The organism is Pseudomonas sp. MWU13-2100 (assembly GCF_023242365.1).
In the GTDB taxonomy this organism is placed as follows: domain Bacteria; phylum Pseudomonadota; class Gammaproteobacteria; order Pseudomonadales; family Pseudomonadaceae; genus Aquipseudomonas.
Window position 1 is genome coordinate 83,492 of the sequence record NZ_JALLIX010000007.1, and the last position, 13,654, is coordinate 97,145.

The window sequence follows — 13,654 nt, forward strand, 5'->3', positions numbered from 1 at the left end:
AATTGCGTCTCATTTTCCGATTTCCCGGACGCATCAGGAACAAGCCGACCATCTCTCGGTCGAAGGGCCGATACTCATAGAGGAAATCGGAATGAAGATATCCGATGGTTTTGACGCTCGCCGCCTGCGCCCCCGGGGCCGGAGCACCTGGGGTTCGCGCTTGAGCGCTGCAATTGCGGCACTGTTGGCCACCCTCGGGGTGTTGCTGGTGATGGCTGGCGCGGCCAGTCTGCTCGGCCACGCGCCGGCACTGGGGGATTTGAATGCCACGCCGACCGGTTCAGCGGTGGTCTTGGGCGTGGGCGTGCTGACGCTCTGGTTCGGGGTCTGGCTGTGGCGCCGCAGTCGGCGGCGGATGCGCCGCGGCCACGGGCTGAACATCGCTCCCCACCTGATGAAAAAGCACGACTGATCAAGCACCTGCGTGCAATCGGCTGTGACGACACCCCGGGGACTTGGGTAAACTGCCAGGCCCTGCGGAGGCTGACATGCAAGACGACGACTTTTCCCTGTTCAAAAGCGAGATCCGTGGCGTCAAGCCGATCAAGCATGACCGCGCCGATACCGGCAAGCCCAAGTCCGACCGCGCGCAGCTGGCCAAGCTGCGCCAGGCGGCCACGGTGCGGGTGCAGGACACCGCGGTGGACGGGCTGTCCGACCAGTTCGTCATCGACGTCGGACCGGAAGACGACCTGCACTGGGCCCGCGACGGGGTCCAGGAAAGCCAGATGCGCAAGCTCAAGATCGGCCAGATCCCGTTCGAAGGCAGCCTCGACCTGCACGGCATGAGCGTGGAAAAAGCCCGGGAAACCCTCTGGGCCTTTCTCGCCGAGGCGACCAAGTTCGAGATCCGCTGCGTGCGCGTCACCCACGGCAAGGCGGTGCGCCTGGACGGCAAGCGGCCGATGATCAAGAGCCACGTCAACACCTGGCTGCGCCAGCACGCCCAAGTCCTGGGTTTCACCTCCTGCCAGCCGAAACATGGCGGCGCGGGCGCGGTGTATGTAATGCTCAAGCGGACCATGATGGAAGGTCGCGACGAGTAACCGGACTGTCATCGAATTTGCAGGCGGCTGCCAGCCGCCGTATCCTTGTTCTTTGCGTAAACTCCCACAGGTAGCTTCATGTCCCTGGAACAGAATTACACCGAGATCCTCGGCCAACTCGGCGAGGACGTCTCCCGCGAGGGTCTGCTCGACACACCCAAGCGCGCCGCCAAAGCCATGCAGTACCTTTGCCGCGGTTACGAACAGAGCCTGGAAGAAGTCACCAACGGTGCCTTGTTCAGCTCTGACAACAGCGAAATGGTGTTGGTCAAGGACATCGAGCTTTACTCGTTGTGCGAACACCACCTCCTACCCTTTATCGGCAAGGCCCACGTGGCCTACATCCCGAGTGGCAAGGTGCTGGGCCTGTCCAAGGTCGCGCGCATTGTCGACATGTACGCCCGCCGCTTGCAGATCCAGGAAAACCTCAGCCGCCAGATCGCCGACGCGGTCCAGCAGGTGACCGGTGCCCTGGGGGTCGCGGTGGTGATCGAAGCCAAGCACATGTGCATGATGATGCGTGGTGTGGAGAAACAGAATTCGTCGATGATCACCTCGGTGATGCTCGGTGAGTTCCGCGAAAACGCCGCGACCCGCAGCGAATTCCTGGCGCTGATCAAGTAAGTCCTGATGCAGTAGCGGTGAGAGGGCTGCCTGCGTGGGGACTGTGCTCGTGTGGAAGCGGTATTTGTGCGGGAACAATGCTTGTGTGAGAGCGGTGTTGGTGGGGGAACAATGCTTGTGTGGGAGCGGTGCTTGTGTGGGAGCGGTGCTTGCCCGCGAAGCTTTTAGCGGCCTCACGGGCCTCTTCGCGCGCAAGCTGCGCTCCCACACAAACGGCGCTCCCACATCAACACCGCTCCCACACAAACGGCTCTCCCACACAAGCTCAACCCCCGAAATTTCGCTCCCACACAAGCACCACTCCCACAAATTTCGCTCTCACCCAAGCAGCGCGCCCGCCACTATCAGGTAAGCTGCCCCCCTTCTCCACCGCCCGCGAGGCTATCCCGTGTTCGTCAAAGCACTTCGAGTCGGCCTGGGCCAACTCATCATCTTCATCGATTTCCTCACCCGCCCGAGCAAGCAAAAGCGCTCCGCGCCAGACCAGGCCAAGGTCGATGCCGCGGCCCGGGAGCTGACCCTGTATCAGTTCCACGCCTGCCCGTTCTGCGTAAAAACCCGCCGCACCCTGCGCCGGCTCAATGTACCGGTGGCCCTGCGCGACGCAAAGAACAACGAACAGGATCGCCAGACCCTGCTCGAGCAAGGCGGCAAGATCAAGGTGCCCTGCCTGCGCATCGAAGAAAACGGCCAGACCACCTGGATGTACGAGTCCAAGGTGATCATCGATTATCTGCAGAAGCGTTTTGCCGCGGCCTGAAGCAGGGCGCCTTTAATTGCGGCAGCCGTTGGTTTCATCCCGGCATTCGGTATAAGCCTTCAACTGTGCCGCACGCTGCCTGGTCAGTTCAGTCTTGCACTGCAGATCAAGCAGCGGCCAGATTGAACCGCCGTCCGCCGGTTCGCCATTGCGATACAGGCAATCGGCGTCACGAAAAGCCAGCCACTTGCGCTGCGCCTCCTTGAGCGCGGCCTTGTTGGCCGGGTTCTTCAGGTAGCCCATCTGGGTCTTGTAGTACGTGTTCAGGTCGTTGTCGGCCTGCTTGAATTCCTTGCCCGCGCATTCATTCATCGACGCCTGACTGGCATCGCAGTTATCGGCCGCTTGCGCGCCCGTGGCCAGGCCGAGAACCCCCAGCGCAAAAAAAGCCAACATGGGATAACTCATGCGGTATTCCTTGTTCGATGAATAAACAGATGACTTACCTCCTGTAGGGGTCGGCTTGCTGGTGATTGCGAGCTGACAACCGGCATCTCTGTCGCCTGACAATCCACTATCGCCAACAAGCCGGCTCCTACGGGGAGGGTTTGCGTCATCCAGAAGCTTGCGTCATACGTCGGATCGTCAATCCAGCATGCCGACATGCTTCGGATGGCTGGCCACCCGCCGCAGCCAGGCCTGGATACCCGGGTAGTCGCTCAGGTCGAAGCCGCCCTGATGGGCCACATGGGTATAGGCATACAACGCGATATCAGCGATCGAATAGTGCTCGCCCACCAGGTACGGGGTTTGCTGAAGCTGCTTTTCCATGACCTTCAGCGCCTTGTGCCCACGCTTCTGCAGCTTGAGGTATTCCTCGCGACGCTCCTCCGGCAAGCCCAGGTAGAACTCGATAAAGCGTGCCACCGCGATATAGGGTTCGTGGCTGTACTGCTCGAAGAACTGCCATTGCAGCACCTGGGTGCGCAGGCGCGGCTCGCTGGGCAGGAACTCGCTGCCATCGGCCAGGAAGTTGAGAATCGCGTTGGACTCCCACAGGCAGGTGCCGTCTTCCAGCTCCAGCACCGGCACCTTGCCGTTGGGGTTCTTCGCCAGGAACTCCGGGGTCTCGGTGTCACCCTTGAGGATGTCCACCGGGTGCCAACGATATTCCTGCCCCAGCAGGTGCAGCATCAACTTGATCTTGTAGCAATTGCCCGACTGGTAATCGCCATAAACCTTGTACATGGCCCTCCCCTTAAGCCGCTTGTGCGACCTGTGCATGACGGATGACAGCAGCCAGGCGCTGGAGACCTTCGTCCAGGCGCTCCGGTGCGATGTGACTGAAATTAAGACGAAGATTACCCGGATTACACTCCGGTTCGGCAAAAAAAGGTTCACCGGGCATGAATGCCACATCCCGACTCAATGCCTCGGCGAGCAAGGTACGGGTATCCAGCGGTTGCTTGAGGGTCAACCAGAAGAACAAACCGCCCTGTGGCACCTGCCAATCGGCGAGGTCACCGAAGTGCCGTTCCAGGGCCTGTTGAAAGGCATCCCGTCGGGCCCGGTAAAAGTCCCGGAGTTGTACCAGGTGCTGGCGATATTTTTCCGTGCCGATCCACTGCAACGCCTGCCACTGGCCGATGCGGTTGGTGTGCAGGTCCGCCGACTGCTTGAGCTTGAGCAGATGGGGAAACAGGTCCGGGCTGGCGATCAGGTAGCCGACCCGCAATCCGGGGGCCAGGGTCTTGGACAGCGTGCCGGTGTAGACCCAGCTGCTGTTGCGCAAACGGCTGACAATCGGCCGGGCGCTGCCGCCGTCATAGGTCAGCTCGCGATACGGTTCATCTTCGATCAGGGTCACGCCGAACTCGTCGAGCAAGGCGGCGACGGCCTCGCGCTTGGCTTCGCTGTAGCGCACGGCGGACGGATTCTGGAACGTCGGAATCAGGTAGACGAAGGCCGGCTGGTGGTTTTCCAGGCGCGCACGCAGTTGGGCCAGGTCGGGACCATCCTGCTCCAGCGGAATGCTCAGACAGTCGGCGCCGAACAGCTGGAAGATCTGCAACGCGGCAAGATAGGTCGGCCCTTCGAGAAGGATCTCGGTGCCCTTGTCGATATGCAGCTTGGCCACCAGATCCAGGGTCTGCTGGGAGCCGCTGACCACCAAAACCTGGCTCGCCTGACAGTCGACTCCCAGCGCCCGCGCCTCGGCAGCCAGCACCTCGCGCAGCGCCGGCTCGCCCTCGCTCATGCCGTACTGGCCGAGGGCGGGCGGCAGGCCCTCCCAGTCCAGGGTCGGTAACATGGCTTCGGATGGCAAGCCGCCAGCAAAGGACATCACCTCCGGACGCTGGGCGGCCGCTAGGATTTCACGAATCAGGGAGCTTTTCAGACGGATCACGCGTTCGGAGAAGGCCATGCGAGGTCACCGGTAGCTAAGTGAGCGAAAAGTACGTCAAACTGCTTGACCGAAATTACGCCGCCGCGAGCAGATACGTCAATATGCTTGACCTTAAAAATTCGAATGCCCAGCAAGACGCCATGCAGGCCTTTTTTTTCGGTTACCAGGCGTTCACCGCCAAGGCCGACGAAATGCTCGAGCGTCGTGGCTTGAGCCGGGTACACCAGCGCATTGTGTTTTTTATCGCCCGTTATCCCGACGTGAGCGTCAAGGAGCTGCTGGCCTTGCTCGGCGTCAGCAAGCAGGCGCTGAACATGCCATTGCGGCAACTGAGCGAAATGGACCTGGTGCGCAGCCTTGCGTCCGAGACCGACAAGCGCAAGCGCCTGCTGCGGTTGACGACGGAGGGTGAGCAGTTGGAGGCGTCGTTGCGCCGCGAGCAGGTAAAGTTATTGCAGAAAGCCTTTGCCCAGGCCGGCGAAGCCGCGGTGGACGGCTGGCTGGCGGTGAACCTAGCGCTGGGAAAACACCGTCCTTCCTGATACCCCCCTTCCTTGATGAACACCACCCGTGGCGAGCGGGCTTGCCCGCGCTCGGCTGCGAAGCAGCCGTAAACCCTGTGACTGCGTTCTGCCTGACACAATGAAGTCGCTGATATTGGGGCCGCTTCGCAGCCCAGAGCGGCGGTGCGGCGTTCCGACAAGCCCGCTCACCACAAAGGGTCAACCTGCTCTCACCGTTCAACCACACACATCGCACACATCTCATCTATCGCACACAAATAAAAAAACATTATTTGCTTTATTTGTATACAAAAGCATAATTCGTTTCGTGCGAGTTCCTGACTTTATAGTCAACAAACCCGTGCTGCCTCAAAGAGCCGCTGCCCACCCCGCGTCCGGCTCTGGAAATAACAATAAAACTCTTGAGGAGTACTCGCTGTGGAAAGCCGCAAATCCGAAGCCCCCCTGCTGGACCTGTCGCCACCGTCAAGTTCCGGACTGCTGGAACGCCTGTTCAAGCTCAGGTTGCATGGCACCACGGTGAAAACCGAACTGATTGCCGGGGTGACCACCTTCATCACCATGGCCTACATTATCTTCGTCAACCCGAACATCATGGCCGACGCCGGTATCGACCACGGCGCGGCCTTTGTCGCCACCTGCATCGCCGCTGCCCTCGGCTGCCTGCTGATGGGCCTCTATGCCAACTGGCCGGTGGGCCTGGCCCCGGGCATGGGCCTGAATGCATTCTTCACCTACACCGTAGTCGGCACCATGGGCTACCACTGGGAAACCGCCCTCGGCGCGGTGTTTATCTCCGGCGTGCTGTTCATGGCGCTGACCCTGTCGAGAATCCGCGAATGGCTGCTCAACAGCATCCCCCTCAGCCTGCGTCATGCGATGGGTGCCGGGGTCGGGCTGTTTCTCGGGGTGATCGGCCTGAAAACCGCCGGAATTGTCGTCGCCAGCCCGGCTACCCTGATCAAGCTCGGCGCCCTGCATGAGCCCGGTCCGCTGCTGGCGGCGATCTGTTTCCTGATGATCGCGATCCTCAGCTACCACCGGGTCTTCGGTGCCATCCTGATCAGCATCATCAGCGTGACCCTCGCCGGCTGGGGCCTGGGCCTGGTGGAATACCACGGCATCTTCTCCACGCCACCGAGCCTGGCCCCGACCTGGATGGCCATGGACCTGAAGGGCGTGTTCAACGTCAGTATGATCAGCGTGGTCCTGGCCTTTCTCTTCGTGCACATGTTCGACACCGCCGGCACCCTGATGGGGGTCGCCCAGCGCGCCGGTCTGGTGAATGCCGACGGTCGTATCGAGAACCTGTCCCGGGCGATGAAGGCGGATAGCGTCTCCAGCGTATTCGGTGCGGTGGTCGGTGTGCCGCCGGTCACCAGCTATGTGGAGAGTGCTGCGGGTGTTGCCGCGGGTGGTCGGACTGGTCTGACCGCTGTTACTGTAGGCATACTGTTTGTCGCGGCCATGTTCTTCGCCCCGCTGGCTGGCATGATCCCTGCGTACGCGACCGCCGGCGCGCTGATTTACGTAGCGATGCTGATGATGAGCGGCATGGCGCATATCGAGTGGGACGATGCCACGGACAGCATTCCGGCGATTGTCACCGCGATCATGATGCCGTTGACTTTTTCAGTCGCAGACGGGATCGCCCTGGGCTTTATCACCTATGTGGCACTGAAGGCGGGAACCGGCAAGTTCAAGGATATTTCCATCAGCCTGTGGGTGCTGTGCGCCATTTTTATCGCCAAGTTCATCTTCCTGTAAGAGAACCCGAGCGGTAGTGACCAGCCCCATCTCGATGGGGCTTTTGTACGAAGGGAGAAACCTGATGAGTCTGGAAACCTGGTTGTTGTTCAGCAGCGCCGCCCTGGTAGTGATCCTGATCCCCGGGCCGCTGTCACTGCTGATGATCAGCAACAGCCTGAATTATGGATTGCGCCGCTCATACCCGGCCTTTCTCGGTGGGGTCAGCGCCTCGATCTGCTTGTTGAGCGCTTCAGCCCTGGGCCTGGGTGCGTTGCTGCTGGCTTCGGAACAGTTGTTCAGCGCGCTGAAGATTGTCGGCGCGCTGTACCTGTTCTATCTCGCCTGGCGGAGCTGGCAACAATCGCGGCAACCGGCGCGGGCGGCGAATGTGCCCGAAACCGCGCCGGTCCCGCGCTTTCGTGCCCTGTTTGGGCGCGCCTTCGTGCTCGGCGCCAGCAACCCGAAGGACATCCTGTTCTTCGCCGCCTTCCTGCCGCAGTTTCTCAGGACCGACCAGCCGTTTCTCGGCCAGTTGCTGGTGATGATTGCCACCTGGACCGTGCTGGACCTGCTGTGCAAGCTGGCCTACGGCCTCGGCGCCCATGGGGCGGCGGGTTATTTGCGCAGCGGCAAGGGACAGAGCTGGTTCAACCGGATCAGCGCCGGGTTGTTCGGTGGTGCGGGCGCGGTGTCATTGTTGAGCCGTTAGATGTGTAGTGCCGTACTGGCCTCTTCGCGGGCAAGCTCCGCTCCCACAGTTTTGTGTCTGTACACAATACCGCGGTTGACTCGGACATTGTGGGAGCGGAGCTTGCCCGCGAAGAGGCCAGTGCATTCACCACCACAACCACCTGTAAACCCAATCGCGAGACATAAAAAAGCCCGCAGTGAACGCGGGCAAATAACCAAGGAAGCTTTGGCGCAGATGCTTGGGGGAATCTAGCTGCCTCGGTAGGTTGAATAGCTGTAGGGCGAAATCAGCAACGGCACGTGGTAGTGCTCCTGCTCGGCGTTGATCCCGAAACGCAGCACCACCACATCGAGGAACGCCGGCTCCGGTAGCTTCACGCCACGGGCCCGATAGTAGTCGCCGGCATGGAACTGCAACTGATAGACCCCGGAGCGGTAATCGCCCCCCTGCAGTAACGGTGCAGCGCAGCGCCCGTCATTGTTGGTCAGGACGCTGGCGACCAGCTCCAGCTGTGCGCCTTCGACCCGATACAGCTCGACCTTGATCGAACTGCCGGGGCAGCCATGTGCGGCATCCAAAACATGTGTAGTCAAACGTCCCATTGATTCTGCGGGCCGGCCCACCCTTGCGGCAGATCGGGCCTCGCGCCTCCCGGAGTCAGTGGATAAAGGAGAAACCGGCCCTGGCGAAGTACCAGCTGACGCGGCTCGAAAATTATTAAGACACTTTTACAAAATATTGTACACAATAAATTCGAGATTTTTTCCTCCACCTCCAGCCCATCCCCACGAGTCATGAATAAAGCGCAATCGCCTGCCAGCGCAAGGTCCACAAAGTATTAACTGACCGAATAGGCAGGTTTCTTGCAGGGTTTCCCAGGGCGAAGCGTGCGGTCATTCAGCAGAAAGAAATGCAAAAAAACGGGCTTACAAAATGAATATAAAGTTGTATACAATCACCTCATCGCCGTGACGCTACCCGGTTTTGACGGGGCACCACGCAACCGTCACCACGAACAAGAAGGAAGACTGCAGTGAGCGCCGACTACCCACGCGACCTGATCGGTTACGGCAGCAACCCGCCTCACCCCCACTGGCCAGGCAATGCCCGCATCGCCTTGTCCTTCGTGCTCAACTACGAAGAAGGCGGCGAACGCAACATCCTCCATGGCGACCCGGAATCCGAAGCCTTCCTCTCGGAAATGGTCGCCGCGCAACCCTTGCAGGGCGCACGCAACATGAGCATGGAGTCGCTCTACGAGTATGGCAGCCGTGCCGGCGTGTGGCGGATTCTCAAACTGTTCAAGCGCTTCGATATCCCCCTGACCGTCTTCGCCGTGGCCATGGCCGCCCAGCGCCATCCGGAGGTGATCCGCGCCATGGTCGAGGCCGGCCACGAGATCTGCAGCCATGGCTATCGCTGGATCGACTACCAATATATGGACGAAGCCCAGGAGCGCGAGCACCTGCTCGAAGCCATCCGCATCCTCACCGAAATCAGTGGCGAACGCCCCTTGGGCTGGTACACCGGACGCACCGGACCGAACACCCGCAAGCTGGTGATGGAGGAAGGCGGCTTCCTTTATGACTCGGACACCTACGACGACGACCTGCCCTACTGGGAACCCAACAACACCACCGGCAAGCCGCACCTGGTGATCCCCTACACCCTCGACACCAACGACATGCGCTTCACCCAGGTGCAGGGCTTCAACACCGGCGACGATTTCTACCAGTACCTCAAGGATGCCTTCGATGTGCTCTACGCTGAAGGCGAAGACGCGCCGAAAATGCTCTCCATCGGCTTGCACTGCCGCCTGATCGGCCGCCCGGCACGCCTGGCCGCCCTCCAGCGCTTCATCGAATATGTCAAAGGCCATGACCGGGTCTGGTTCAGTCGCCGGGTCGATATCGCCCGCCACTGGCACGCCACCCAGCCTTTCCAGGGAGCTGCGAAATGACCGCCTTCCAGACCCTCAAGCCCTCGACTTTGAGCCGAGAAGCCTTCGTCCAGGCCTTCGCCGATATCTACGAACATTCGCCCTGGGTCGCCGAAAAGGCTTTCGACCTGGGCCAGGACACCGACCTCGACGAGGTCGAGAGCCTGCACCAGCGCATGAGCGACATCCTCTTGAGCGCCGATCGCGCCAGCCAGTTGGTCCTGATCAACGCTCACCCGGACCTGGCCGGCAAAGCGGCTGTCCAGGGCCAGCTTACCGAAGCCAGCACCAACGAACAGGCCGGCGCCGGTATTCAGCAATGCTCGAGCGAGGAGTTCCAACGCTTCACCGAGCTGAACGACGCCTATAAGGCCAAGTTCAAGTTTCCCTTCATCATGGCGGTAAAAGGCAGCAACCGGCATCAGATCCTCGCCGCGTTCGAAGTGCGCATCCACAACCCGGTGGACACCGAGTTCCAGTGCGCGCTGGCCGAGATCAACAAGATCGCCCTGTTCCGCCTGCAGACCCTTTAGCGAGCCGCGCCTGAACCCGGCAAGCCTCCCCAGCCACTCATTTAAAGGCAGACAAAAAGCATGAAAGCTTACGCCGTACCTTTCGAGAAGTTCGTCAACCTGGCCGACGCCCGCCTGGGCACCAAGATCCTCTCGGTCACCGACGACTGGTTCGCCGACGCCAACCGCCTGTTCCAGCCGACCCCGGCGGTGTGGAAGGAGGGCGTGTTCGATGACAACGGCAAGTGGATGGACGGCTGGGAATCGCGCCGCAAGCGATTCGAAGGCTACGACAGCGCGGTGATCCGCCTCGGTGTGGCCGGCTCGATCAAGGGCGTGGACATCGACACTTCGTTCTTCACCGGCAACTATCCGCCATCGGCCTCGCTGGAAGCCTGCTTCCTGAGCCAGGGCGAACCGGACGAAAACACCCAGTGGGTCGAAGTGCTGTCCGCCGTCGAGCTGCAAGGCAACAGCCATCACTACCACGAGATCAGCAACGACCAGGCCTTCAGCCACCTGCGTTTCAATATCTATCCGGACGGCGGCGTGGCGCGTCTGCGGGTCTACGGCATTCCGTTCCGTGACTGGACGGCGGTGGCCGACAACGAACAGGTCGACCTGGCGTCCGCCCTCAACGGCGGTCGTGCCCTGGCCTGTTCCGACGAGCATTTCGGCCGTATGAGCAACATCCTCAACCCGGGCCGTGGCGTCAACATGGGCGACGGCTGGGAAACCGCACGCCGGCGTACCCCGGGCAATGACTGGGTGATCGTGGCCTTGGGTCATCCGGGCGAAATCGAGCAGATCATCGTCGACACCCTGCACTTCAAAGGCAACTACCCGGACAGTTGCTCGATCCAGGGCGCGTTCGTCAAGGGTGGCACCGACAGCCAGATCGAGACCCAGAGCCTGTTCTGGCGCGAACTGCTGCCGAGCCAGAAACTGGAAATGCACCAGGAACACAGCTTCGCCGAACAGATCAAGGCGTTGGGGCCCATCACCCACATCCGCCTGAACGTGTTCCCGGATGGCGGTGTGAGCCGGCTGCGGGTGCTGGGCAAGATTGCAAAATAAAGGTCATGCACGACCTTGTGGGAGCGGAGCCTGTATAGCACTGGAACTTTTGGGAACAGAGCCTGTACAGGACTGGAACTTGTGGGAGCGGAGCTTGCCCGCGAAGGGGCCCTTGAGGCCGCTAAAAGCTTCGCGGGCAAGCTCCGCTCCCACAAGCTCCGCTCCCACACAGGTACTGCTCCCACACAAGCTCCACTCGCACAAATCCGCATCCACGGGATAGCGGTGTAGCCATTCACAAATATGAGATCAAGAAGACCCGCATGCGCACACTGACGATTGAACCGCTGAGCAAAGAAGCCTTCGCCCCTTTCGGTGACGTGATCGAAACCGACGGCAGCGATCACTTCATGATCAACAACGGTTCGACCCAGCGCTTCCATCGCCTGGCGACGGTGCAAACCGCCACGCCGGACGACCAGGCGATCATCAGCATCTTCCGCGCCGACGCGCTGGAAATGCCCTTGACCGTGCGCATGCTCGAGCGCCATCCGCTGGGCAGCCAGGCTTTCATCCCGCTGCTCGGCAACCCCTTTCTGATCGTGGTCGCGCCCCTTGGCGATGCACCGGTATCAGGCTTGGTCCGCGCCTTTGTCAGTAATGGCAGGCAGGGCATCAATTACCATCGCGGCGTCTGGCACCACCCGGTGCTGACGATCGAAAAGCGGGATGACTTCCTGGTGGTTGATCGCAGTGGCTCCGGCAACAACTGCGATGAGCATTTCTTCAAAGAGGATGAGTACCTGATCCTCGCCCCCCACCAATAAGAGAAGGTCTGATCACTCCCGAAAAAGAGTGACAGGCGAGAGGTAAAAACTGTGCAAGCACATCTGATGGAATGGCTGAACCTGAGCGTGCGCTGGATTCACATGATCACCGGCGTGGCCTGGATCGGTGCATCGTTCTACTTCGTCTGGCTGGAGAACAACCTCAACCGGGTCAACCCCAAGGACGGCCTGGCCGGCGACCTCTGGGCGATCCACGGCGGCGGAATCTACCACCTGGAAAAATACAAGCTGGCCCCACCGACCATGCCGGACAACCTGCACTGGTTCAAATGGGAAGCCTATTTCACCTGGATGTCGGGGATCGCGCTGCTGTGCGTGGTGTTCTACTCCAACCCGGTGCTCTACCTCGTCGCCCCCGGCAGCGGCCTGAGCGGCCCCGAGGGCGTGGCCATCGGTATCGGCGCGCTGATCGCCGGCTGGTTCGTCTACGACTTCCTCTGTGACTCGGCCCTGGGCAAGCGCCCCGCCCTGCTCGGCCTTATTCTGTTCGTGCTGCTGATTGCCGCCGCCTACGGCTTCAGCAAGGTGTTCAGCGGTCGCGGTGCGTATCTGCATGTCGGCGCGATCATCGGCACCATCATGGTCGGCAACGTGTTCCGCATCATCATGCCGGCCCAGCGCGCCCTGGTCGCGGCCATCGCCGAGAACCGCGCGCCGGATCCGACCCTGCCGGCCAAGGGCTTGTTGCGTTCACGGCACAACAACTACTTCACCCTGCCGGTGCTGTTCATCATGATCAGCAACCACTTCCCGAGCACCTATGGCAGCCCGTACAACTGGCTGATCCTGGCCGGGATCGCGGTGCTGGCGGTATTGGTGCGGCACTATTTCAACACTCGCCACAATAGTCACAAGTTCGCCTGGACCTTGCCGGTCGCAGCCCTCGGGATGATCTGCCTGGCCTATGTCACCGGTCCCGCGTCGACCCCGAGCGCACCGCCGGTGGCCAAGGCCCCGGCGCCGATCGAATACCAGCCGCTGCCGGAAACCGCGTTGGGCGGCAAGCCGGCCGAAGCCCCCCCCGCGGTATCCGCGGCGCCGGCAGCTGCCCCCGCGCCAGCCCAAGCTTCGGTCCCCGCTCCGGCGCCAACGACAGCGACCACAACGAGTGCCGCTGACGTCAGCTTCGACAAGGTTCACCACGTGATCCAGGAACGCTGCGCGGTGTGCCATTCGGCCCAGCCCACCAGCCCGCTGTTCAGCTCGGCGCCGGCGGGTGTGATCTTCGATACCGCGCAACAGATCCAGCAACTGGCCCCGCGTATCCAGGCCCAGGCCATCACCACCCAGATCATGCCGCTGGGCAACATCACCCAGATGACCCAGCAGGAGCGTGACCTGATCGCTGCCTGGATCAACCAGGGGGCGCGCACCAACTGAACATCGGTGGCGAGTGGGCAAACCCTGATGCTATTCAGTCAAGGCCGAACAGGGTCCCTGTGGGAGCAGAGCTTGCTCGCGAAAAGGCCCTCGAGACCGCCAGAAGCTTCACGGCGGTGCGGCGATCCGACATGCACCGCTCCCACCAAGGCGGCGCGTTCAAGATCCCAGGTCCTTAGTTGAACAGTATCAGGGCTTCAAAAGGCCCCTTCGCCAC

General features: G+C 61.2%; 16 protein-coding genes. 12 read left to right on the top strand and 4 right to left on the bottom strand.

The window, feature by feature from the left end; genetic code table 11:
* The first annotated feature begins 91 nt into the window (after positions 1-91).
* The 4 genes from M5B99_RS07375 (at position 92) to M5B99_RS07390 (ending at position 2,430) form a co-directional block, all read left to right on the top strand.
* Positions 92-412, top strand: a complete 321-nt coding sequence (locus M5B99_RS07375; RefSeq protein WP_248803412.1) for a hypothetical protein — start codon at positions 92-94, stop codon at positions 410-412.
* A gap of 76 nt (positions 413-488) precedes the next feature.
* A complete protein-coding gene (locus M5B99_RS07380) occupies positions 489-1,046 on the top strand; it encodes a Smr/MutS family protein (protein WP_103498210.1) in 558 nt (185 codons plus the stop codon).
* A 78-nt stretch (positions 1,047-1,124) separates the two neighbouring features.
* Positions 1,125-1,670 (top strand): GTP cyclohydrolase I FolE, encoded by a 546-nt coding sequence (folE, locus tag M5B99_RS07385; protein ID WP_100940621.1) that lies wholly within the window; start codon positions 1,125-1,127, stop codon positions 1,668-1,670.
* Between the two features lie 388 nt (positions 1,671-2,058).
* Positions 2,059-2,430 carry a glutathione S-transferase N-terminal domain-containing protein gene (locus M5B99_RS07390; protein ID WP_248803413.1) on the top strand — a complete coding sequence of 124 codons (372 nt, stop codon included), beginning with the start codon at positions 2,059-2,061 and terminating at the stop codon, positions 2,428-2,430.
* A gap of 12 nt (positions 2,431-2,442) precedes the next feature.
* Here the strand turns inward: M5B99_RS07390 and M5B99_RS07395 are convergent, their stop codons facing one another.
* The 3 genes from M5B99_RS07395 to M5B99_RS07405 all read right to left on the bottom strand — a co-directional run bounded on the left by M5B99_RS07395 (position 2,443) and on the right by M5B99_RS07405 (position 4,795).
* Positions 2,443-2,838, bottom strand: a complete 396-nt coding sequence (locus M5B99_RS07395; RefSeq protein ID WP_248803414.1) for a lysozyme inhibitor LprI family protein — start codon at positions 2,836-2,838, stop codon at positions 2,443-2,445.
* Positions 2,839-3,015: 177 nt separating this feature from the next.
* Positions 3,016-3,618 carry a glutathione S-transferase family protein gene (locus M5B99_RS07400; RefSeq protein ID WP_248803415.1) on the bottom strand — a complete coding sequence of 201 codons (603 nt, stop codon included), beginning with the start codon at positions 3,616-3,618 and terminating at the stop codon, positions 3,016-3,018.
* 10 nt (positions 3,619-3,628) lie between these two features.
* Positions 3,629-4,795, bottom strand: coding sequence for a PLP-dependent aminotransferase family protein (locus tag M5B99_RS07405; protein ID WP_248803416.1), 1,167 nt, complete (start codon positions 4,793-4,795; stop codon positions 3,629-3,631).
* Positions 4,796-4,878: 83 nt separating this feature from the next.
* Between M5B99_RS07405 and M5B99_RS07410 the strand changes: the two genes are divergently transcribed.
* The 3 genes from M5B99_RS07410 (at position 4,879) to M5B99_RS07420 (ending at position 7,759) form a co-directional block, all read left to right on the top strand.
* Positions 4,879-5,319, top strand: a complete 441-nt coding sequence (locus M5B99_RS07410) for a MarR family winged helix-turn-helix transcriptional regulator (RefSeq protein ID WP_248803417.1) — start codon at positions 4,879-4,881, stop codon at positions 5,317-5,319.
* 399 nt (positions 5,320-5,718) lie between these two features.
* Entirely contained in the window at positions 5,719-7,068 is a 1,350-nt protein-coding gene (locus M5B99_RS07415) for an NCS2 family permease (RefSeq protein WP_248803418.1), read from the top strand.
* Between the two features lie 64 nt (positions 7,069-7,132).
* Positions 7,133-7,759, top strand: coding sequence for a LysE family translocator (locus M5B99_RS07420; protein WP_248803419.1), 627 nt, complete (start codon positions 7,133-7,135; stop codon positions 7,757-7,759).
* 230 nt (positions 7,760-7,989) lie between these two features.
* Here M5B99_RS07420 and uraH read toward each other — a convergent pair whose 3' ends face one another.
* The gene (gene uraH, locus M5B99_RS07425; RefSeq protein ID WP_248803420.1) at positions 7,990-8,343 is read right to left on the bottom strand and encodes a hydroxyisourate hydrolase; all 354 of its coding nucleotides are present in this window, start codon (positions 8,341-8,343) and stop codon (positions 7,990-7,992) included.
* Positions 8,344-8,774: 431 nt separating this feature from the next.
* Here uraH and puuE point away from each other — a divergent pair, with 431 nt between their 5' ends.
* From puuE to M5B99_RS07450, 5 genes are all read left to right on the top strand, one after another.
* On the top strand, positions 8,775-9,701 hold the full coding sequence (gene puuE, locus M5B99_RS07430) for an allantoinase PuuE (RefSeq protein ID WP_248803421.1): 927 nt from the start codon (positions 8,775-8,777) through the stop codon (positions 9,699-9,701).
* On the top strand, positions 9,698-10,213 hold the full coding sequence (gene uraD / locus M5B99_RS07435) for a 2-oxo-4-hydroxy-4-carboxy-5-ureidoimidazoline decarboxylase (protein ID WP_248803422.1): 516 nt from the start codon (positions 9,698-9,700) through the stop codon (positions 10,211-10,213). The genes puuE and uraD overlap by 4 nt, the downstream gene beginning before the upstream one ends.
* A gap of 60 nt (positions 10,214-10,273) precedes the next feature.
* Complete coding sequence (alc, locus tag M5B99_RS07440; protein WP_248803423.1) at positions 10,274-11,269, top strand: allantoicase; 996 nt, start codon at positions 10,274-10,276, stop codon at positions 11,267-11,269.
* Between the two features lie 263 nt (positions 11,270-11,532).
* Positions 11,533-12,036, top strand: a complete 504-nt coding sequence (locus M5B99_RS07445; protein WP_177105590.1) for an ureidoglycolate lyase — start codon at positions 11,533-11,535, stop codon at positions 12,034-12,036.
* 51 nt (positions 12,037-12,087) lie between these two features.
* Positions 12,088-13,437, top strand: coding sequence for a urate hydroxylase PuuD (locus M5B99_RS07450; protein ID WP_248803424.1), 1,350 nt, complete (start codon positions 12,088-12,090; stop codon positions 13,435-13,437).
* Positions 13,438-13,654: the final 217 nt, after the last annotated feature.